Annotated in this window: 16 protein-coding genes; 5 read left to right on the forward strand and 11 right to left on the reverse strand. The window is 72.2% G+C overall.

From position 1 onward, the window contains the following. Positions 1-670 precede the first annotated feature (670 nt). Positions 671-2,065, forward strand: coding sequence for an MBL fold metallo-hydrolase (locus ACY34J_RS19290; protein ID WP_462727720.1), 1,395 nt, complete (start codon positions 671-673; stop codon positions 2,063-2,065). A 22-nt stretch (positions 2,066-2,087) separates the two neighbouring features. Here ACY34J_RS19290 and ACY34J_RS19295 read toward each other — a convergent pair whose 3' ends face one another. The 6 genes from ACY34J_RS19295 to ureA are packed head-to-tail and all read right to left on the reverse strand — an operon-like array spanning position 2,088 to position 10,597. Then, positions 2,088-3,488: an aminobutyraldehyde dehydrogenase gene (locus ACY34J_RS19295; protein ID WP_462727744.1), complete on the reverse strand. Its 1,401-nt coding sequence runs from the start codon at positions 3,486-3,488 to the stop codon at positions 2,088-2,090. Positions 3,489-3,507: 19 nt separating this feature from the next. Then, positions 3,508-5,181, reverse strand: coding sequence for a thiamine pyrophosphate-dependent enzyme (locus ACY34J_RS19300; protein WP_462727721.1), 1,674 nt, complete (start codon positions 5,179-5,181; stop codon positions 3,508-3,510). Next, positions 5,178-6,533, reverse strand: a complete 1,356-nt coding sequence (locus ACY34J_RS19305) for an MFS transporter (protein WP_462727722.1) — start codon at positions 6,531-6,533, stop codon at positions 5,178-5,180. The genes ACY34J_RS19300 and ACY34J_RS19305 overlap by 4 nt, the downstream gene beginning before the upstream one ends. Further along, positions 6,530-8,269 (reverse strand): amidohydrolase, encoded by a 1,740-nt coding sequence (locus ACY34J_RS19310; protein WP_462727723.1) that lies wholly within the window; start codon positions 8,267-8,269, stop codon positions 6,530-6,532. Before ACY34J_RS19310 ends, ACY34J_RS19305 begins: the two co-directional genes overlap by 4 nt. 25 nt (positions 8,270-8,294) lie before the next feature. After that, positions 8,295-9,980, reverse strand: coding sequence for an urease subunit alpha (locus ACY34J_RS19315; protein WP_462727724.1), 1,686 nt, complete (start codon positions 9,978-9,980; stop codon positions 8,295-8,297). Then, positions 9,977-10,597 (reverse strand): urease subunit gamma, encoded by a 621-nt coding sequence (gene ureA, locus ACY34J_RS19320; RefSeq protein ID WP_462727725.1) that lies wholly within the window; start codon positions 10,595-10,597, stop codon positions 9,977-9,979. The genes ACY34J_RS19315 and ureA overlap by 4 nt, the downstream gene beginning before the upstream one ends. 120 nt (positions 10,598-10,717) lie before the next feature. On the opposite strand from ureA, the gene ACY34J_RS19325 reads away from it, so the two are divergent. Then, complete coding sequence (locus ACY34J_RS19325; RefSeq protein ID WP_462727726.1) at positions 10,718-11,908, forward strand: PucR family transcriptional regulator; 1,191 nt, start codon at positions 10,718-10,720, stop codon at positions 11,906-11,908. Between the two features lie 391 nt (positions 11,909-12,299). Here the strand turns inward: ACY34J_RS19325 and ACY34J_RS19330 are convergent, their stop codons facing one another. Both ACY34J_RS19330 and ACY34J_RS19335 read right to left on the reverse strand, forming a co-directional pair. Beyond that, the gene (locus ACY34J_RS19330) at positions 12,300-13,004 is read right to left on the reverse strand and encodes a GntR family transcriptional regulator (RefSeq protein ID WP_462727727.1); all 705 of its coding nucleotides are present in this window, start codon (positions 13,002-13,004) and stop codon (positions 12,300-12,302) included. A 30-nt stretch (positions 13,005-13,034) separates the two neighbouring features. Continuing rightward, positions 13,035-13,778, reverse strand: coding sequence for a maleate cis-trans isomerase family protein (locus ACY34J_RS19335; protein WP_462727745.1), 744 nt, complete (start codon positions 13,776-13,778; stop codon positions 13,035-13,037). A gap of 285 nt (positions 13,779-14,063) precedes the next feature. Here ACY34J_RS19335 and ACY34J_RS19340 point away from each other — a divergent pair, with 285 nt between their 5' ends. Both ACY34J_RS19340 and ACY34J_RS19345 read left to right on the forward strand, forming a co-directional pair. After that, positions 14,064-15,077: a D-2-hydroxyacid dehydrogenase gene (locus tag ACY34J_RS19340; RefSeq protein ID WP_462727728.1), complete on the forward strand. Its 1,014-nt coding sequence runs from the start codon at positions 14,064-14,066 to the stop codon at positions 15,075-15,077. Beyond that, positions 15,074-16,567 carry an amidase gene (locus ACY34J_RS19345; protein ID WP_462727729.1) on the forward strand — a complete coding sequence of 498 codons (1,494 nt, stop codon included), beginning with the start codon at positions 15,074-15,076 and terminating at the stop codon, positions 16,565-16,567. Before ACY34J_RS19340 ends, ACY34J_RS19345 begins: the two co-directional genes overlap by 4 nt. An 86-nt stretch (positions 16,568-16,653) precedes the next feature. On the opposite strand, the gene ACY34J_RS19350 is transcribed toward ACY34J_RS19345, so the two are convergent. Both ACY34J_RS19350 and ACY34J_RS19355 read right to left on the reverse strand, forming a co-directional pair. Next, a complete protein-coding gene (locus ACY34J_RS19350) occupies positions 16,654-17,151 on the reverse strand; it encodes a DUF3830 family protein (RefSeq protein ID WP_462727730.1) in 498 nt (165 codons plus the stop codon). A 166-nt stretch (positions 17,152-17,317) separates the two neighbouring features. Beyond that, on the reverse strand, positions 17,318-18,757 hold the full coding sequence (locus tag ACY34J_RS19355) for an NAD-dependent succinate-semialdehyde dehydrogenase (RefSeq protein WP_462727746.1): 1,440 nt from the start codon (positions 18,755-18,757) through the stop codon (positions 17,318-17,320). 235 nt (positions 18,758-18,992) lie between these two features. Here ACY34J_RS19355 and ACY34J_RS19360 point away from each other — a divergent pair, with 235 nt between their 5' ends. Next, positions 18,993-20,261, forward strand: a complete 1,269-nt coding sequence (locus ACY34J_RS19360) for an aspartate aminotransferase family protein (RefSeq protein WP_462727731.1) — start codon at positions 18,993-18,995, stop codon at positions 20,259-20,261. Positions 20,262-20,882: 621 nt separating this feature from the next. Here ACY34J_RS19360 and ACY34J_RS19365 read toward each other — a convergent pair. Next, on the reverse strand, positions 20,883-21,788 hold the full coding sequence (locus tag ACY34J_RS19365) for a LysR family transcriptional regulator (RefSeq protein ID WP_462727732.1): 906 nt from the start codon (positions 21,786-21,788) through the stop codon (positions 20,883-20,885). Between the last annotated feature and the right edge of the window lie 47 nt (positions 21,789-21,835).

Raw genomic sequence — 21,835 nt, forward strand, 5'->3', positions numbered from 1 at the left:
GCCTGCACCAGGCCTCATTGCGGCAAGACGACTGACGGTTACCTGATGGGGCATCTGGTATTTCCGACGGTACGCCCCTCGACACCTCGTCCGCAAATACCTCCGGGGGGTATATATCTCGCCTGGGTGCGCAATCGGCCACGCGATCGACTGCGGAGTACCTGGAGGACACCGAGGCCTGACGCCAGGAGTGCGGAGGGAGCCTCCCGCCCCTGACAGCCCGGCGAAGAAGCCCACCCCGGCGCCGATCCGGGCGGTGATCCACCACGTCATCGTTCTCGTTGGCGCGGGTCCAGGCGGCGAGCTGGTCCTGGTCCACGTCGGTGACGGTGACGATGGAGGCGCGACGGCCGGGTCGACCGCGCGGGCGACCGCGTAGCGCCCCTGTTACAGCCGGGGATGCGGGACCTTTGGTCCCCCTCCAGGCCCCTTCGGCCCTGTGGCGCCGGCCGCCCATGGGTCGACGGTGAGGAGAGAAGCCCATGGGGGCGGCACGGCTTCCGCTCCACAGCCACCGCGATCCGCGCGGGAATTCCTCTCGTGATCGTGGTCGGCGAGCTTGCAGCCCACGGCATCCGGTGAACCGTCTCCCTGCCCGCCATGGTCAGCGCGGACAGTGGGCCGGGCGTGGCCAGCGCGGGCGCAGTGAGGCGGGGAAGGAGATCTTCCGATGTACGCAGTCATCCCGGTCGAAACCCCCACGCTTGGTGACCGCAGCTACCTCGTCCACGACGGCGCAACAGCGTCCGTCATCGATGTGCAGCGCGACTTCGACCGCGTACTCGCCCTCGCACAGGAGGCGAGCGTCGAGATCACGCACGTCTTCGAGACGCACATTCACAACGACTACGTCACCGGCGGTCGCGCACTGGCTCGGGCCACCGGCGCGGCCTACCACGTCAACGCCGCCGACCCCGTCACCTTCGACCGGGTGCCCGCCGCAGACGGGGACATCGTCCGCGTCACACCGGAACTCGTAGTACGGGTGATCGCCACCCCCGGGCACACCCACACCCACCTGTCCTACGTCCTGGAAGCGAACGGCCGGCCCGTCGGCGCATTCACCGGCGGATCCCTGCTGTACGGCTCCACCGGCCGCCCGGACCTGCTGGGCCCGGACCACACGGACGCCCTGGTGCACGCCCAGTACCGCTCCGTGCACCGACTGGCCGCCGAACTGCCCGAGACCACAGAGGTGTTTCCCACCCATGGATTCGGCAGCTTCTGCTCCGCCACCCAGTCCGAGGGACTGTCCTCGACGATCGGCCAGGAAAAGCGCCTCAATCCGGTCCTCACCTCGACCGAGGCGGACTATGTCGCGGCGCTGCTCGCCGGACTGGACGCCTGGCCCGCCTACTACGCCCACATGGCTCCGGCCAATCTCGCCGGCCCGGCGACACCCGATCTGAGTCCACCCGAGCCTGCAGACCCGGCGCAGCTGCGCCGCCGTATCGAGGCCGGGGAATGGGTCGTCGATCTACGCTCCCGCACCGCGTTCGCAGCCGGGCACCTCCCCGGAACCCTGTCCTTCGGACTGGCCGGAAGCTTCGCCACCTACCTCGGCTGGGTCATCCCCTGGGGCACTCCGCTCACCCTGCTGGGCGAGACGCGTGAGCAGGTCGCCGAGGCCCAGCGCGAACTGGTTCGCATTGGCATTGACCGGCCGGCCGCCGCCGCGACCGGCACACCGGAGCAATGGGCAGGCGGAGCACCCCTGGAATCGCTGCGCATCGCCTCCTTCACCGACCTCGTACGGCACACCTCCCGCAGCGAGGACGGTGCCCGCGGCAGCGGCCCAGGCGCAGTCGTCGTCCTCGACGTCCGCCGACACCTGGAGTGGGCCGACGGCCACCTGCCCGGCGTTGTGCACATACCCCTGCACGAGCTGCCCCACCGTCTCGATGAGGTGCCGGACGGCCAGGTGTGGGTGCACTGCCATTCCGGTTACCGGGCCGTGGCCGCCGCCTCGCTGCTGGCCGCACACGGTAAGGACGTCGTAGCCATCGATGACGCATTTCCCAACGCCACCGTCGCGGGGCTCGAACTCGAACGGGCCGCGGCATAATCATCGATGGTCGCGGGCGCGGCTACGGCGCCGTGTGGGCCGCCATGACGTGCTTGACCCGGGTGTAGTCGTCCAGACCGTAACGGCTCAGATCGCGGCCGATGCCCGACTGTTTGTAGCCCCCGTGCGGCATCTCGGCCAGGATCACCTGATGGCAGTTCAGCCAGACGCAGCCGAAGTCGAGTTCGGCGCTCAGCCGCATGGCGCGGCCGAGATCGGCGGTCCAGACGCTGGCGGCCAGGCCGAAGTCGACTCCGCAGGCCAGCGCCAGGGCTTCCGCCTCGGTGTCGAACGGCTGCACGGTGACGACCGGGCCGAAGATCTCCTGCTGCACCACCGCGTCGTCCTGCCGGACACCGGAGATCACAGTGGGCGGGAAGAAGTAACCGGGCCGGTCCAAGGCCCGGCCGCCGGTCTCGACCACCGCGTGGCCGGGCAGGCCGTCGATCACCGCGGCCACCCGGCCGGCGTGGGCGGCGCTGTTGAGCGGACCGTAGTACGCGTCTTCGTCCGGTGCCCCCGTGCGGGTGGCCTCGGCCGCGGCGACCAGTTCCCGCAGCACCGCGTCATGGGCGCTGCGTTCGACCAGTACGCGAGTGACCGCCGTGCAGTCCTGGCCCGCGTTGAAGAACGCGGCGTCGGCGATCGCCCGGGCGGTGCGGGCCGGGTCGACGTCGGCGAAGACGATCGCCGGGGCCTTGCCGCCCAGCTCCAGGTGGACGTTCCTGACGTCGGCGGATGCGGCCGCCATCACCTCCGATCCGGCGCGGGTGCTGCCGGTGATCGCCACCATGTCGACCTCCGGGTGGGCGACCAGGGCGCGCCCGGTGTCCCGGTCGCCGCACACGATGTTGACCACCCCCGGCGGGAAGACCTGCGCGGCCAGTTCGCCGAGCAGCACGGTGGACCACGGTGTGGTGTCGGAGGGCTTCAGCACGACCGTGTTGCCCGCGGCCAGCGCCGGGCCGAGCTTCCACACGGCCATCATCAGCGGGTAGTTCCAGGGCGTGACCTGGGCGATCACCCCGACCGGTTCGCGGCGGATGTAGGAGGTGTGGCCCTCGGCGTACTCCCCCGCGGCCACGCCCTCCAGGACCCGGGCGGCCCCGGCGAAGAAACGCAGCTGGTCGGCGCTGCGGTCGATCTCCACGGTCCGGGTCGTGGCCGGCGGCTTGCCGGTGGCGCGCACCTCGACGGCCAGCAGCCGGTCGGCGTGCACGGCGACCAGGTCGGCCAAGCGCAGCAGCGCCTCCTGCCGCTGGGCCGGGGTGGTGCGCCGCCAGGCGGGGAAGGCGCGGCGGGCGGCGGCGACGGCGGCGTCCACCTCGGCGGCGGACGAGCGGGGCGCGGTGCCGTAGACCTCGCCCGTGGCCGGGTCGGTGAGGTCCATACGCGCGGTGACCGCCACCGGCAGGCCGTCCACGAGGTTGTTCAGAGTCGCATCAGACACGGTGGTGCTCCTTGCGGAGGTTCTCGACGGTGACGCCGGGGGCGAGCCGGCCCTCGGAGACCTTGAGATGGATGAGGGCGGCCGTTCCCGAGCCGAGGGCCCGCTCCAGTGCGGGCCCGAACTCCTCGGTGCGGGTGACCGTCTCGCCGTGGGCGCCGAAGGCGCGGGCGTACGCGGCGAAGTCGGGGTTGGCCAGGTGGGTGCCGCTGACCCGGCCGGGGTAGGTCTGCTCCTGGTGCTGGCGGATGGTGCCGTAGGTGCCGTTGTCGAGCAGGACGACGAGCGGAGCCGCGCCCTCGGCGACCGCGGTGGCCAGCTCCTGACCGTTCATCAGGAAGCAGCCGTCGCCGCTGACGGAGACGACCGTGCGGCCCGGTTCGGCGAGGGCGGCGGTCACCGCGGCGGGGATGCCGTAGCCCATGGAGCCGTTGCGCGGGGCGAGTTGGCGGCTCTCTGCTCCGTAGGTGAGGAAGCGCTGGGCCCAGATGGCGTGGTTTCCGGCGCCGAAGGTAACGATCCGCTCCTGCGGCAGGCGGGCGTCGAGGGCCGCGAAGACCGCGCCCAGATCCAGCGGGTCGTCCTCGTGCAGCGGCGCGCGGTAGGCGAGATGCGCGGCGCGGTCCTCCTTGGTGCGTACGGCCCAGGCCACGGGCCTGGCCGGCAGCAGCTCGGCTACGGCGCGGCCGAAGGCCTCAGGGGCGGCGAGCAGGGCAAGTTCGGGCCGGTAGAGCATTCCCGGCGGCTGTGCCTCGGGCAGGGCCTGGACGATACGGGGCCCGGTGCCGTCGCCGGGCAGCAGCGTGAAGCCGTCGGTGGCGACGTCGCCGGGTGCGGCCCCGACGCAGATGAGCAGGTCCGCCTCGCGCACCCGCTGGGCGAGCGCGTCGGCCCGGCCGTACCCGAGGGCTCCGATGTAGACCTCGCTGTCGTTGTCGATGAGGTCCTGGCAGCGGAAGTCGACGGCGACGGGCAGGGACCAGGCCTCGGCCCAGGCGGTGACGTCGGCGCGGGCCGCGGGGGTCCAGCGGCTGCCGCCGAGCACCACCAGGGGGCGCTCGGCGGCGGCCAGCAGATCGGCCAGCCGGGCCAGTTCGGCCGCGGACACCGCCCCGTCGGGCACCGGCACCGGGGCGGCGTCCGGGACCCGTACGACATCGGTGAGCATGTCCTCCGGCAGGCCGAGGACGACCGGGCCGGGGCGCCCGCTGCTCGCCACCGCGAACGCGCGGGCGACGTACTCGGGCAGGCGGGCGGCGTCCTCGACGGTCTCGACGAGCTTGGCGCTCGCCCCGAACGTGCCCCGCAGGTCCAGCTCCTGGAAGGACGCCCGGCCGGTGTGGCCGCGCGGGACCAGCCCGATGAACAGCACCATCGGCGTCGCGTCCTGGTGGGCGGTGTGCAGGGCGACCAGGGCGTTGGTGGCGCCCGGGCCGCGGGTGGTGAAGCAGACACCGGGCCGGCCGGTGAGCTTGCCGTACGCCTCGGCCATGTACGCCGCGCCGCCCTCGTGGCGGCACACGACCATCCGCACCGGTGCGTCGTACAGGGCGTCGAGCGCGGCGAGATAGCTCTCGCCGGGCACTCCGTAGACGGTGTCGACGCCGTGACCGGCGAGCTGGTCGATGAGGACCTGCCCGCCGGTACGGGCCGGGTGGCGCTCGGTCATGCGGTGACCTTCACGGGGGTGTCGTTGTCCAGCGGGACCGTGCCGATCCGGCGCCGCAGCGGCGGCCCGGCGGCGTACGAACCGGCCACCGTGCAGGCCGCGATGAGGATCAGCAGCAGGGCGGCGCTCCAGGAGGCGCCGTCGGAGACGCCGGTCAGCCAGGTGGCGATCAGCGGCACGAAGCCGGAGAGGACACCGGCGAGGTTGTAGGACATGGCCACCGCGCTGTAACGGAACCGGTCGGGGAACATGCCCGCGACCACGGCACCGATCGGCGCGTACGGGATGGAGATGGCACCGATACCGAGCGCCACGCCGAGGAACACCAGGGAAGTCTGCTTGGTGTCGACCAGCCAGAAGGCGGGGAAGGCGGCGAGCATCGAAACCAGGCCGCCCACCGCGCACACCTTCCAGGCGCCCACGCGGTCCGCGATCCGCCCCGCGACGACCAGGACGCCGATCTCGACGATCGAGCCGACCACGGTGGCGTTCAGCATCACCGACTTGTCGATGCCCAGCTGTTCGGTGCCGTAGGAGATGATGAAGGTGGTCAGCAGGAAGAATCCGCCGATGCCGAGCAAGGCGGCACCGATGCTGATGATCATGCGGCCCCAGGTGCGGCGGAAGGCCTCGAACAGCGGCACGGGCGCCGGGCCGTTCTGCTCGGCGTCCTCCAGCATGGCGCGGAAGACCGGCGACTCCTCGATGCGCAGCCGCAGGTAGAGGGCGAAGAACAGCAGGGCGAAGGCGGCGAGGAACGGGATGCGCCAGCCCCAGGAGTAGAAGGCGGCGTCGGGCAGCAGGCCGACGAGGGCGAAGGCGCCGCTGGAGAGCAGGGTGCCGACGGGCGAGCCGAGTTGGGGCACCGCGGAGTAGCTGCCGTGCTTCTCCTTCGGGGTGTGCTCCAGGGTGAGCAGCATGGCGCCGCTCCACTCGCCGCCGACCGAGACGCCCTGCAGGAAGCGCAGGGTGGCGAGCAGGGCCGGGGCCCAGATGCCGATGGAGTCGTACGAGGGCAGCAGGCCGATGCAGCCGGTGCTCACCCCCATCAGCAGGACGGTGATGATCAGCGCGGCCTTGCGCCCGTAGCGGTCGCCGATGTGACCGAAGACGGCGGCGCCTATCGGGCGGGCGACGAAGCCGACGGCGAAGGTGATGAAGGAGGCGATGGTGCCGACGGTCGGGTCGAGGCTGGGGAAGAACAGCTTGTTGAACACCAGCGCGGCGGCGGTGCCGTAGAGGAAGTAGTCGTACCACTCGAGGGCGGTGCCGATGAAGGCGGCGGACAGCAGCCGCTTGATGTCGGCGAGGGTCGCTCTCACGGGAGCTGGTGACGTGGAGTCGTGGCTCACGCGTTCTCCTGGGGGACGGTGGCCGCCGGGGCGGCCCGGGGGGACGGGGGAACAACGGGCGGTGCGGGTGGGGTGAGCGGTGAGGCGAGGCCGTGCGGGTCGTGGACGGGATCGCCGTCCACGGCGGTGGCCAGGACCTCGATCGCGCCGATCCGGTCCGCTTCGGTACGGGTCGGATCGGCGGCGAGGACGGTGAAGTCGGCGAGCAGGCCGGGGGCGAGGCGGCCCTTGCGCCCGGCGAATCCGGTGGCGTGGGCGGAGCCGACGGTCCAGGCCCGGAGCGCGGCGAGCACGGGCACCCGCTCCTCCGGGCCGTACGGCGCGCCCGATTCGGTGAGGCGCCGCACCATGGCCTCGATGGCGGGCAGCGGGGCGCCAGGGGCCACCGGCCGGTCGGAGCTGCCCGGCACCGGCAGGCCGAGGTCCAGCAGCGAGCGCATCCGGTACGACCAGGGGGTGCGCTCCGGTCCGAGGGCGGCGGCCATCGCGTCCCCGAAGGCGTACAGGAAGTTGTGCTGGGGGACGGGGACGACGCGGAGCTCGGCGAACCGGGCGAGCTGGTCCGGGCGTACGACACCGGCGTGCTCGATGCGGTGCAGGACGCCCGGGCGGGGGTGTACGCGCTGCGCGCGGGCGAAGGTGCCCAGCGCGAGGTCCACGGCCCGGTCGCCGATGGCGTGGGCGGCGACCGTCCAGCCGGCGCGGTGCGCGGCGACGACGGTGTCGGCCATGGCCTCGGGGTCGGCCTGGAAGTAGCCGGTGTCGTGGTCGCCGGCCGCGTCGTGGGGGCAGCCGCAGAAGGGCTCGGTGACGGCGGCGGTGCGGCCGAGCAGCGAGCCGTCGAGGAAGATCTTGACCGGTCCGAGGGAGAGCCGGTCGTCGCCGAACCCGGTGCGCAGGCCGAGGTCGAGGCCGAGGGTGATCCCGTCGTCGGCGTGCGCAGTGAGCGGGTGCAGTACGTCCGAGGCGGCCATCAGCTGGGCCCGGGTGTGCAGCCGCCCGGTGTCGCGGGCGAGTTGGTAGGCGGCCAGCTCGACGGGGGTGTGGCCGATCCAGCCGCCGCCGATCCCGGCCTCGGTGAAGCTGGTGACGCCTTCGGTGAGGTAGTGGCGGGTGGCGGCGTCGATGGCGTCGGCGACCGTCTCGACGGGGTAGGGCAGCACCTGCCGCTGGACGAGTGCCTGGGCGGTCTCCTCCAGCAGGCCGCAGGGCCGCCCGTCGGGGTCCCGTACGACGACACCGCCGGCCGGGTCGGTGAAGCCGGGACCGAGGGCGCCTGCCCGCGCCAGGACGGGTGAGTTGACCACACAGGCGTGCCCGGAGGTGTGCTTGAGCCAGACGGGCCGCCCGCCCGCCGCGCGGTCGAGGCCGTCGCGGTGCGGGTGGATGCCGCCGAGCTTGTGGTGGTCGAGCCCGGCACCGATCACCCAGGCGCCCTCCGGCAGTCCGGCAGCGTGCTCGGCCACGGCCGCGTACACCTCGTCGACGGACCGGGCGGTGGAGATGTCGAGCTGGGTGAGGGTGAGGCCGAACCAGGCGGTGTGGCAGTGGGCGTCGTTGAAGCCGGGGACGACGGTGGCGCCGCCCGCGTCGAGCACGCGGCGCGCGGGCAGGCCCTCGACGTCCTCGTCGAGTCCGACGATCCGGCCGTGCAGGATGCCGAGCGTCCGGGCGGCGGGCCGGTCGTCGTCGAGGGTGAGGATGTGCGCGTCGCGCACCAGCAGATCGAGTCGCATCGGTTCGTACGTCCTGTCGGTCCTGTCAGGCCAGGTGGTGCAGCTGGGCGAGCGGCAGTTCGGTGGAGGGCTCGGTGCAGGTCGGGACACCGTCGACGAGGACGGGCGCGGGCTCGCGCGGCACCTCCACGCGCGGGGTGGCGGTGTTGCGGAGCATGTCGGCGCGGCTCAGGCCCCGGGCACCACGCACCGGCGCGTACTCCAGACCGGTGGGCAGCGCGGCGCGGGCGCCGGCGTCCTGCAGCGCCGCCTCGGCGACGAACACCCGCGAGAGCCGGGCGGGCGCGTCGCCGAGCCCGCCGAAGTACGGGCGGTACACCCGCGGCTGGGTCAGCCGCGTCGAGCCCGAGCCGGAGCCGGAGTTGCCCCAGGCCACGAAGCCGCCCTTGATGACGAGTTCCGGCTTGGTGCCGAACCAGGCGGGGTGCCAGAGCACGAGGTCCGCGAGCCGGCCGGGCTGGACGGTGCCGACCTCGTGGGCGAGGCCGTGGGCGATGGCCGGATTGAGCGTGATCTTGGCCAGATAGCGCAGGACACGTTCGTTGGCCGGGTGTTCCACTCCCCCGCGGCCCGCGCGCAGGGCCTGGACGTGGGCGAGCTGCCAGGTGCGGCGTACGGTCTCGGCGATCCGCCCCATGCCCATGGAGTCGGAGTTGATGATGCTGATCGCGCCGAGGTCGTGGAGGGCGTTCTCGGCGGCGATGGCGTGGCCGCGGATCCGGCTCCGGGAGATCTCGACGTCGCTCTCGACATGGTGGTTCTGCCGGTGGACGGTCATGGTCATCGGGAAGAGTTCGCCGACGGTGTTGACCGTGTACGGGACCGTGGGGGTGGTGGAGGACGGCAGGATGTGCGGCTCGGAGAGGATCTCCAGCAGGTCGGGGTGACCGCCGCCGCCCTCGACGTGGTACGCGTGCACCGTACGGCCCCGGGTGGCGCCGATGGTGTCGCGCAGATAGCCGGACTCGTTCATCGAGTCGGTGTGCAGGGCGACCGGCAGATCGGCGTCCTGTGCGGTGCCGAGACAATTGTCGATGATCCTCGGGGTGGCCCCGAAGTCCTCATGGATCTTGAAGCCGCCGGCTCCGGCGAGCACGGACTCGTCCAGCAGGGCGCGGGAGCTGGAGGAACCGCGGGCGAGGAAGGCGACGTTGAGCGGGGTGCCGCGCCAGGCACTCATCAGGATGTGCAGATTGTGCGCCGGGTTGCAGCCGATGTCCCACACCCCGCCCAGGCCCATGCCGACGACCGTGGTGACCCCGGAGGCCAGCGCGGCGGGGGCGACCTCGGGCGAGGACAGATGGACATGGCTGTCGACGATGCCGGCGGTGGCGATCAGGCCCTCGCCGGTGACCATCGCGGTGTGCGAGTCGATGGCGAAGTCCACCGGCATCACGTCGGGGTTGCCGACCCCGCCGACGGCGACGATCCGCCCGTCCTTGATCCCGATGTCGGTCTTGCGGATGCCCAGGGCCGGGTCCATCAGGACCACCCCCGCCACCACCAGGTCCAGCGCCGAGGCGCGGTCCGAGCGCGGCGAGGCGAGCAGCCCGTCGCGCACGGTCTTGCCGCAGCCGCCGAGCAGTTCGTCGCCCGGCGTGCCGTCGTCGGCCTCCACCTCGACCCACAGGCAGGTGTCGGCGAGCCGGATCCGGTCCCCGGTGGTGGGGCCGTAGAGCGCGTTGTAGGTACGGCGGTCGACGGTGGTCACGCCTGCTCCTCCTGCTCGTCGTGCCCGGCCTGATCCGCGTCGCTGTGGTGCGCGGCCACGAGGCCGACCTCGCGCTCGCAGCCGGGCTCGAAGGCCAGCGCGGTGCCCGCGGCGATGTCCAGGCGCATGCCCCGGGCTGCCTCGCGATCGAGCTCCAGGACGGGGTTGGCCTCGGCGAGCGGGTAGTGCGAGGACAGGTAGACGGTACGGTCGCCGGTGTTGCGTACGGTCAGCCGCAGCCGGCGGCGGCCTTCGTTGATCAGGACCGGCGCGTCGGCGGTGCGGACCGCCCCCGGGGCCGGCGCGGAGCCGGTCGCGGCGATCGGGTTGTCGATGGCGACCAGCGCGGTGCCGCTGGGGAACAGCGCCTCGACCTGGACGGTGCCGATCATGGCGGGCACTCCCTCCAGCACGTCGTCCTCGGTGAGCACGGCCCGGCCAACCCCGATGACCTCGTCCAGGGACAGCCCGTCCCAGGCCGCCTCCAGCACCTCGTCGCAGATGAGGGCGATGGCCTCGGGAGCGTTGAGGCGGCGGCCGCGGGCCCGTCGCCGGCGGGCGAGCTCGGCGACGGTGAACAGCTGGACGCGCTCCAGCTCGCGAGGAGTCAGATGCACTGCCAGGACCTCCGGGGTACGACCGACCCGGTTCGGGCTTCCGGGTGCGCCCAGCATCGAGGGTTACGGTTGTGTGGCCAACGTTGAAACGTCACCTAAGCTGCCGCCACGATTGTGCATATGCACACCCCGCCCTCGGCGTTCCCGCCCCCCTCGCCGCGCATCGCCGACCTCGCGGCGCAGTGCCTGGACGACATCGACGGGCTGATCGGGCTCTGGCTGGAGATGGTCCGGCCGGTCCGCACCGTCTACGCCGACCGGGTCCCGGACCAGGACTTCCGCGAGTCGGCATGGCACGCCTTCGAGCTCCTGCTGCGCACCGTGGCCCGGCTGCCGGTGCCGGACCACGTCGCGGCCGTCTCGGAGCGGGTCGGGGAGATGCGGGCCCGCCAGGGCGTGCCGCTGGACTCCCTGCTGGAGGCGGCCCGGCTGGACTTCCGGGTGGTGTGGGCCGCGCTGGTGCAGCGCGCGGGGACGGACGACACAGCGGAGCTGGTGGCCTCCGCCTACCACGTGTGGGAGGCGGTGGAGCGGCACGTCACCGGCATCATGACCGCCTACCAGCGCACGGTGCTGGAGATGGGGCGCCTGGAGGAGGACGAGCGCCGCATGTGGTTCACCCGGCTGCTGGAGAGCGAGGGCCGCAACCCCACCGTCGTACGGGACGCCGCCCTGGCCCTGGGCTTCCGGGCGGCCGGGCGCTTCCTGTGTGCGGCCGCCCCGGCGGGGGACGGAGCGCGGCTGCGGCTGGCCGCGACGGCGCTGCGCGCCGCGGGCGCTCCGGTTCAGCAACAGGCGGTGGCCTCCGACGTCGTGCTGACGGTGCAGCTGGGCCCGCGGACCACGGTGGAGGCGGTCCTGGCCCAGCTGCGGGACGCGCCCTGCGGGGTGTCGCCGGCGGTGACCGGGCTGGCGGCGGTGCCCCGCGCGGTGGAACTGGCCACCGCCACCGCCCGCGTGCTGCCGGCCGGCGCGCAGGGGCCGAGGCGGCTGGAGGACAGCTGGCTCGACGTCCTGGTGCACCGCGCCGAGGATCTGGGGCGGGACCTGGCCGACGATGTGCTGGGCGGGCTGGAGGCCGCCGCGGATCCGGAAGCGGCGCGGCTGCTGGAGACCGTACGGGTGCACCTGGCCGGCAGCGGGTCCATCGCGGACACCGCGGCCGCCCTCTACTGCCACCGCAACACCGTCCAGCACCGCTTGGGCCGCTTCGCGGAGCTGACCGGGCGCGATGTGCGCCGCCCGGAGGACGCGGCGCTGGTCGCCCTCGCGCTGCGCGCCCTCGACCAGCGCGCCCGCACCGGGGCATAATGCCGCCCCCGTCACTGCCCCGGCCTACCGCCTTCAAGCCCTCCCACGTGCCGCGGACACCCATCGACCGGATCGGACGCCGATCGACCGGCTGCCCCGACCAGACCCTGAGCGCAGGGCAGCCCTCCGCCGGCTCCGGCAGCCGACACCCGCCCCCCGCCGTGGCGTCCCACCCGGGGCCGCCCCCTGATCAGCGACAGGGCTCACAAGTTGAGCGAGGCCACGGGGGATGCCGAAAGCCGGAATCACCACCGCCCGGACCGCGTTGTTCGGGCGCTTTGTGCCAGTGTTCGCCGAACTGCACACGACGGGCGTCCGCGTCGGAAGGGGCCAAGGGGCGCGTCCGTGCGAGGTCGGCGCCGGGCCCGACCTGGCGGGCAGCCGGGGCCGTTCAGGACCCGGCGGCAACGGCACCCGGGTTCTGAACGGCCTCCCCCGGCTTCTGGGTCAACCTGGATACGGCATCCTGCATGTGATCGTCCATCAGCCGCAACAGGTGCTCCTCGTTGCCGTCGCGGATGGCCTGAATGATTGCCGCGTGCTCGTCGATCATCACGTCCGGCGCCGGGTACTTGTCCTGCAGCGCCGTGATGCACATGCGGGTTTCCACGAAGAGCGTCTGCGCCATGCGCTTGAGACGGGGGCTGCCCGACTCGTCGACGAGCACTTGGTGCAGCTCGGTGTCCGCGGCGCTGAGGGCTGCATGATCGCCCCGTTTCGCGGCGTCCGCCATGGCGCGGTGCACGCGCGCCAGCCGGTCGGCCGAGCGGTGAGGGTCCCGTTGCAGGATCAGACGGCAGGCGGCCGACTCGACCGACGTTCTCGCGAGGTAGATGTCCCGTACGTCGTCCTCGGTGAGGGTCGTCACGAAGACGCCGCGGTGCGGCTCGCTGTAGGCGATGCCCTGCTGTACGAGCCGCTGCATCGCCTCACGCACCGGGCCTCGACTCACGCCGAGCTCCGCGGCCAGCTCGGCCTCCCCCAGCTGAGAACCGGGCGCCAGGGTGCCGTCCATGATCGCCTCCGTCAGCTGGTGGGCGATCGAAATGGCGGCAGGCTCACGCCTGACAGGCTGCAACCGTTTGACTCCCGGCATGTCCTCTCTTCTCCTTCTTCGGTGTCGCCGTCACCTGGCCGACGGTGTGGGCGGCGGCGTGCCGTGGCGGAACAGTCGCCCGAGACCGTCCCGCGGAGCAGTGTCCCCCGCGAGCCGGAGTCCCTCCCAGACGGTGACCTGGTTGGCCGTCAGGACGGGCTTGCCGACTGCTCGCTCCAGATCGTCCAGCCATGCCGCCGTGTGCAGGGCGGTGTCCGGGAGCAGGACGGCCTCCGCGTCCCCGTGGTCGTTGGCCCTGGCCAGGTCAAGAACCTGCTCGCGAGAGAGCGTACCGACCTCGGCCGCCGTGATGATGCCTCTGCCCGACACCTGCGTCACCCGCACTCCCGAGTCCTCGAGGAAACGGACGAAATACCCGGCGACGTCCTCCGGATAGGTGGCGCCGATGGAGACGCTGCGCACGCCTAGCGCCTCGAGTGCGTGCACGAAGGCGAAGGAGGTGCTGGACGCCGGGACACCCGCGGCTTGGGCGAGTTCCTCGGCCTGCTGGCTGGCGCCCTGCCGTCCGTAGATGAAGCTGGCGCTGGTGCAGGCCCACATCACGGCGTCGATGTCGTGCTGTTTGAGCTCCGCGAGGCCCTGGGTCAGCCGGTGGATGCCGCCCATCTCCAGGAGAGCGTCCACGCGGTGCGCGTCCTCGCCCATGTCCGTGTGCACCAGGGGGAGTCGGGCTCCTCCGCCGATCAGGCTCTCCAGCAGGGGGTAATCGTCCTCCGCGGAATACCCGGGGTAGAGGAAACCCACCGTCGTCATGCGGTCAGCCACGTGTGATCGCCCTCTCTAAACCGGACGGATCGCGACGAGTCGCGTCCGTCGTACTCCGCTTTTTTTCGGTGCCGTCCCAGGTCGCCGGAAGGCACACCTGCGAAACTGTAGATTGTTGACAATCCTACAGCGTCAACCCTACGGTGTCAATCGGTTCGAAGGGCCGACGGGCGAGAGGGGCTCCGGAACGTCATACATCCCGCCGGTCCGCTCCCGTGCGGCTCCGGCGGCGGATCGAGCCAAGCGCACATCGCAGCGACCCGAAGGGCTGCCATGAGGACAACCGGACTCCCCCTCGTCGTGGTGCTGGGGGAAGAGGAGCCGCCGCACCTCGACCGCGTCAAGGACCGAGCGCACCTGTGGCGGGTGCCCGAGGCGGATCTCGCCGGCGCGCTGCGCGAAGCGGACGCCCTGTTGGTGTGGGACTTCCTCACCGACGCCCTGCCGGCCGCCTGGCCCGAGAGCGGCGGGCCGCGCTGGGTGCACACCGCGAGCGCGGGCGTGGACAGGCTGCTCTTCCCGGCGCTGCTGCGCTCGGGCGCCGTGATCACCAATTCCCGTGGCGTCTTCGAGGAGCCAATCGCCGAGTATGTGGCGGGGCTGATCCTCGCCATGGCCAAGGACCTGCCCGGCACACTCGACCGCCAGCACTCCCGCATCTGGCAGCACCGGGAGACCGAGCGTGTGGCGGGCACGCGCGCGGTGGTGGTCGGCGGCGGCCCTGTCGGCCGGGCCGTCGCGCGGGTGCTGGGCGCCCTCGGTCTCCGGGTGGCACTGGTCTCCCGTACGGCGCGCGAGCGGGACGCCGAGTTCGGCCGGGTACACGGCTTCGGCGAGGTGGCGGGGCTGCTGCCGGACGCGGACTGGGTGGTGAGCGCCGCGCCGCTGACGAGTGAGACCGCGGACATGTTCGACGCGGCGGCGTTCGCGCGGATGAAACGGGGCGCGCGATTCGTCAATGTCGGCCGTGGCCCGCTGGTTGTGGAGGACGACCTGGTGGCGGCGCTGCGCGACGGCAGGCTCGCCGGCGCCGCGCTCGACGTCTTCCGCCAGGAGCCGCTGCCGGTGGACAGCCCCCTGTGGACTGTGCCGGGGCTGCTGGTCTCTCCGCACATGTCGGCCGACATCCACGGCTGGCTGGAGGATCTCGCGGAGCTGTTCCTCGCCAACTTCGCGCGCTGGGCCGCGGACCGCCCGCTGCGCAACGTCGTCGACAACACTTTGGGGTATGTGCCCGTGGGCGAGGCGCCGGGCGACACCCCGCACACCGAGGAGGGCTCGCCATGACCGCACCCGCCGACCAGGCCGCCGGCGCCGGGCAGACGCAGAGGGACGACGCGCAGGACGACCTGTGCGCGCGCACCGCGACCGAACTGGTCGCGGGCTACCGGGACGGAAGCCTGTCGCCCGTCCAGGTCGTCGACGCCGTGCTCGCCTGCATCGAGCGGGTCGACCCGCTGGTGAACGCGTACTGTCTGGTCGACCCCGGCGCGGCCCGCCGCGACGCCGCCGCCTCCGCGGAGCGCTGGCGGCGGGGTGAGCCGTGCGGGCTGCTCGACGGAGTGCCGGTGTCCGTCAAGGACCTGCTGCTGACAAGGGGTTGGCCCACGCTGCGCGGCTCGTTGAGCATGGACCCCGACGCTCCCTGCGAGGAGGACGCGCCGTCGGTGGCACGACTGCGCGAGCACGGGGCGGTCCTGGTCGGGAAGACGACGACCCCGGAGTTCGGCTGGAAGGGCGTCACCGACAGCCCGCGCACCGGCGTCACCCGTAACCCGTGGGACGTGAGGCGTACGTCCGGCGGTTCGAGCGGCGGCAGCGCGGCGGCGGTCGCGGTCGGTCTCGCCCCGCTCTCCGTGGGCACCGACGGCGGGGGCTCGGTCCGTATCCCCGCCGCCTTTTGCGGGATCTTCGGCCTCAAGCCCACGTACGGGCGGATCCCGCTCTACCCCGCGAGCCCCTTCGGCACGCTCGCGCATGCCGGGCCCATGACCCGTACGGTCGCGGACGCCGCGCTCATGATGGACGTGCTGTGCGGGGCCGACTACCGCGACTGGTCCGGGCTGGCGCCTTACGAGCGCAGCTTCCGCGCCGAGTTGGACGGGGACGCGGTCGGCGGGGGCCGGGGCGTGCGCGGGCTGCGCGTGGCGTACAGCCCGACGCTCGCGGGTGCCCCCGTCGACCCCGAGGTCGCCGCGCGCGTGCGGCACGCGGTCGACGTCCTGGCCGGCCTCGGGGCCGAGGTCGAGGAGGCGGACCCTGGCTTCGCCGACCCGGTCGAGGCGTACCACACCCTGTGGTTCTCGGGCGCCGCCAAGGTCGTGGAGCGCCTGACCCCGGAGCAGTTCGGACGGCTCGACCCACGGCTGCAGGAGGTGTGCCGCCAGGCCGAGTCGATGAGCGCCCTGGACTATCTGGGCGCCGTCGACGAGCGGATGGCGCTCGGCGTGCTGATGGGCCGCTTCCACCGCACGTACGACCTGCTGATCACGCCGACTGTGCCGGGCACCGCGTTCGAGGCGGGCCACGAGGTCCCGCCGGACAGCGGCCTGAGGAGGTGGACCGGCTGGACGCCCTTCACCTACCCGTTCAACCTGACCCAGCAGCCGGCGGCCAGCGTGCCCTGCGGGGTGGCGTCGGACGGACTGCCGGTGGGCGTGCAGCTGGTCGCGGCCAGGCACCAGGACAGCCTGGTGCTGCGCGCGTCGCACGCGCTGTTCGAGGCACTGGCGGCCGAGGGCACCGTCTCGGCTGCGCCGGTGAGCCCGCGAGGCTGAGCGCCGAGGCAGGCCAACGGCCCGACGAACGAGGGGCGGTGGTCCCGGGAAAGCTCCCGGGACCACCGCCCTCGCCTCTGGACGGGTCAGGCCCGCCGGAAGGTGAGTGACTCGCCGGTCACACCGGACAGCCACAGGTCCTGTGCCGCCTCGGCCATGCGGTCAAGGCCGTCGACGATGGTGGCGAAGATGTTGGCGGGCACAAAGCCGGTGTCCGGGTTGAGCAGCAGGTTGTTGCGCTCGTAGAAGACAGCGAGGTCCACGATGCTCTCTGCGGCCTGCGGCCGCCCGCCCTGGGCGTAACCGTGCGAGCTGGTGTTCAACTGCCAGTTGGCGAACGTGAAGTAGGCGACGTCGCCGGGGATCGGCGTGATCGTCGGGTTCTCCGTGCCCGGTTCCTCCGGCGCGAACGCCGGCACCAGCGTGTAGATCTCGTTGCGCGCGTACTTGCCGTGGAAGACGTCCTTGCCCAGCGGCAGGGCGTTCCATACCGCCTCGCAGGTGCGCGGCGCCCGGTCGTCCAGGAGCTTGGCCACGCAGCTGACTGCGCGCTTCGCCAGCGAGATCTCGATGTGGCGGTCCATCTGCCACGCCCTCCGTTCCTCGGCCTCTCGGCCCGTTGGTTGCTCGGATTGGGTGCTGTGCGGCGGCTCGTCGCCGGCAGGGTTTCCGGTCGGTGCCGGGCCGGCACGGTCGGGGCTGGCCGGCACGGTCGGGGCTGGGGTGTCGCGCCCCAGCCCGGTGTCGGCGTCAGGACATCGGCATCGCCAGGTAGCGGGTCTCCAGGAACTCCTCGATGCCCGCCCGGCCGCCCTCACGGCCGAGCCCGGACTGCTTGACGCCACCGAATGGAGCGGCGGGGTTGGAGACGACTCCCTTGTTCAGCCCGATCATTCCGGTGTCCAGCCGCTCGGAGATCCGGAAGGCGCGCCTCAGGTTCTCCGTGAACAGGTATGAGACGAGGCCGTACGGCGTGGCGTTGGCGGCCGTGATCACCTCGTCCTCGTCGTCGAAGGGGATGACCGGCGCCACGGGCCCAAAGATCTCCTCGTGCAGCAGCGCGGCGTCCGCAGGGATGTCCACGAGCACGGTGGGCGAGTAGAAGTACCCGTCACCCGCCAGGGACTCAGCGCCGGTCAGTGCCTTGGCCCCGCCGTCGAGCGCCTGGTCGACCAAGTGGCGCACCTTACCGCGGCCGTCCTCGTCGATCAGCGGCCCGACCTCGACGCCGGGCTCCGTGCCGCGCCCGACAACCAGGCTGCCCATGCGCTGTGCAAGGCGCCGGGCGAACTCGTCGGCCATGCTCTCGTGCACGTATAGGCGGTTGGCAGCGGTGCACGCCTCGCCGATGTTGCGCATCTTGGCCTGCATGGCTCCCTCGACGGCCGCGTCGAGGTCGGCGTCCTGGCAGACGATGAACGGGGCGTTGCCGCCGAGTTCCATCGACACCCGCAGCACTTCCTGCGCGCTCTGGGCGATCAGCAGCCGCCCGACCGCCGTGGAACCGGTGAAGGAGACCTTGCGCACCCGACCGTCTCGCATCAGTGGCTCGACCACCTCGCCCGGCCGACTACTGGTGATGACGTTGAGTACCCCCTCAGGCAGCCCGGCCTCGGCCATGATCTCCGCGAGCATCAGCATGGACAGCGGTGTCTGCTCGGCCGGCTTGACGATCATGGTGCAGCCGGCGGCGACCGCGGGCCCCATCTTGCGGGTGCCCATGGCGAGCGGGAAGTTCCACGGTGTGATCAGCAGCGTGGGGCCGACCGGGCGTCGCATGACCAGCAGTCGGTCCTTGCCGTCTGATGAGACCGCGTAGCCACCGTCGATGCGTACGGCCTCCTCCGCGAACCAGCGGAAGAACTCGGCGGCGTACGCCACCTCACCTCGCGCCTCCGCCAGCGGCTTGCCCATCTCCAGGGTCATCAGCAGGGCGAGGTCGTCGATCCGTGCATGGATCAACTCGTACGCCCGGCGCAGGATCTCGCCGCGCTCCCGCGGCGGATGGCCGGCCCAGGACTCCTGCACGGCATGGGCGGCTGCCAGCGCGTCGAAGGCGTCCGCGGGGTCGGCATCGGCCACGGTGCACAGCGGCCGGGCAACCGAGGGGTCCTCGACCTCGAAGACCGCTCCGGACGCGGCGGGCCGCCAACTGCCCGCGATGAAGAGGCCCGTGGGGACGGCGTCCACCACCGCCCGCTCGTGTTCGGCCTGTGTGGTCACTGCGTACCCCCAGTGCTTTCGATGGACTCCGCCTGGCTTTCCGGTCTTCCGGTCGGACGAGGCCATGGACAACGGGCGCTACCCATGCTTGCATGAATGTAGGTTGTTGACAATCTTACGATCAACAATTCTCCGTACGCGCCGCGGTCGGGTGCCGCCCGCCGCCACGGCCACCTGCGTGCTCACCGTGAAGGAGCCGACCATGAGCCAGCTCTCCCCCGTCCTCAAGCAGGCCACCCCCGTGCTGGCCGCCCGGGCCGAGGGCGTCTACGTGTACGACGAAGACGGCCGCGCCCACCTCGACTTCACCGCCGGCATCGGCGTCACCAGCACCGGCCACTGCCACCCCCGCGTGGTGGAGGCCGCCCAGCGCCAGGTGGCCACGCTGGTGCACGGCCAGTACACGACCGTGATGCACCGGCCGCTGCTCACCCTCACCGAGCGACTTGGCGAGGTGCTGCCCGAGGGCCTCGACTCGCTCTTCTACGTCAACTCGGGCAGCGAGGCGGTCGAAGCCGCCATGCGGCTGGCCAAGCAGGCCACCGCGCGGCCGAACATCGTCGTCTTCCAGGGCTCGTTCCACGGCCGGACGATCGGCGCGGCATCGCTGACCACGTCAGCGAGCAAGTTCCGCTCCGGCTTCGGCCCGCTGATGCCGGGCGTGGCGATCGCACCGTTCCCCAACGCCTTCCACTACGGCTGGGACGAGGAGACCGCCACCGAGTTCGCGCTGCGCGAGCTGGACCAGTTGCTCGCGACCGTCACCGCCCCGGCCGACACGGCGGCCTTCGTCGTCGAACCCGTGCTCGGCGAGGGCGGCTACGTGCCGGCCAACACGGCGTTTCTGCGGGGCCTGCGAGAGCGGGCGGACCGGCACGGCATCCTGCTGATCATCGACGAGGTGCAGACCGGGTTCGGCCGCACCGGCCGGTTCTGGGGCCACGGCCACTTCGACGGCCGTCCCGACATCGTGGTCACCGCCAAGGGTCTGGCCAGCGGCTTCCCGCTGTCCGCCATCGCCGCGCCCACGCAGCTCATGGAGAAGGCGTGGCCCGGCTCGCAGGGCGGCACCTACGGCGGCAACGCGGTCGCGTGCGCGGCGGCGATCGCCACCCTCGACGTCATCCAGGACGAGAAGCTGGTGGAGAACGCCGCCGAGCGGGGCGCCGAACTCATCTCCGGCCTGCGCGCGGTCGCCTCCCGGTACACGCCGGACGGCACCAGGGGCATCGGCGACGTGCGCGGCCTCGGGCTGATGGCCGGCAGCGAGTTCGTCACGGCGGACGGCCGCGCCGACGGCGAGACCGCGGCCCAGGTCCAGGCGGCCGCCGGCCGGCGCGGCCTGCTGCTGCTCACCTGCGGCGCCCAGGGTCAGGTCGTCCGCATGATCCCGCCGCTCGTGATCACCGCCCAGCAGATACGCAAGGGCCTCGACCTCTGGTCCGAGGCGGTGGCCGAGGTCCTCGGCTGAGCGGACCGCACGGTCCGCATCCCGACTGTCACGGCGCAGTGGCCGGACACCGGCCCGCGCCACGGGCCGGCGGGCCCTCCACCGCTCGGCCGCCGGCCCGTCCGGATCCACAGATGTTCAGAGGTTGGCTCATCACCATGGTTTCCCACCCTCCCCTCCCCGACCCGGGCGCCCTCGGCGCGCTGTAAGAGGCGCTGCATGCCGCCGTTCCCCGCGGCAGTGTGGACGAGTTTCTTCACGCCTGAGGTCGGCCAGGCCGCGGTGGAGGTCCTGGAACACGCCGGCTTCGCAGTGCTGCTGCCGCCGAACCGGCTGTGCTGTGGCCTTACCTGGCTCACCAGGGGTCAACTCGGCGTCGCCAGGCGGGTGCTCGACCGCACACTGGCCGCCATCGAGCCGTACCCGCCCCGGGGCATCCGGCCAGGCCTCTGTCCACCAGACCGTCACGGTCTGGTGGACAGGGGAAACCGGGGCTACAGTGCGGTCGCCGTGGAGGGCGCGATCCCTCGAACGCGGGACATCAGAGCACCCCCCTCGGCATGTGACAAGAGGCGTGCCACGCGCAGTTCGGACGGCATCTCCCGCAAACGCGGCTGCCCGGGGCCCTGCGCCGGGGGGTTCTCACCCCTGGCGGGCCGCCCGTCGCAGCGCCAGGACCAGTGCGTTGATGACCGAATCGGCCGGGCTGCCCGCCCGCGTGGCGATGGAGACCGTACGGGTCAGCCGAAGGTTTTCCACTGGCCGCAGCGTCACGTCCGCGGCCAGTTGCTCCACGACCAGTCGGGGCACGAGCGAGACGCCGAGCCCCGCCCGCACGAGCGCGAGCACTACGGAGTAGTCGTCGCTGATGTAATCGAGCCGCGGGGCGAAGCCCGCGCTCTCGCAGACCCGCTCGAGCACCGTGCGCAGCGAGTCGTCCCGGCGCGGAGCGATCCAGTGCTCGTCCCGCAGCGCCTCCAAGGTGTGGGGTCCCTCGGCGTCGGCCCGCGGGTGGCGGCGCGGCAGGGCGAGCAGGAGGGGTTCTTGGAGTACGGGCTCCAGGTCGACGCCCGAGTGCGGCAGCCGAGGCAGCAGGTTGTACTCGTAGACCAGGGCGATGTCGATGCGGCGCATCCGCAGATCGACCAGGCTTTGCGGCGGCTCCTCCTCGCTGAGCACCACGTTCAGGTCCGGGTGATAGGCCTGGCAGGCGGCGATGGCCGGCGCGGCCACCCCGCTGGCGGCGCTCGGGAAGGCCGCCAGCCGCACCGTGCCCTGCACCCGGTGGTCGAGCGCGGACACCTCCGCGCGGGCCCGCTCCAGCTGGGTCAGGATGATCTCGGTGTGCGCCACCAGCACCTTCGCCGCCTCCGTCAACAGCAGCCTCCTGCCGTAGCGGATGAACAGCGGGGTGCGGGCCTCCCGTTCGAGCAGCGAAAGCTGCTGCGAGACCGCCGATGGGGTGAGCGCGCAGGCCTCAGCGGCGGCGGCGACCGTTCCGTGCGCGGCAAGCTCCCTAAGCAGCCTGAGCCGCCGTACTTCAAACATGTAGGAACACTAACGGCAGCCACAGGAAAATCTTGCTGGTCCTGCGG

This window comes from Streptomyces sp. HSS9-12, assembly GCF_054963655.1.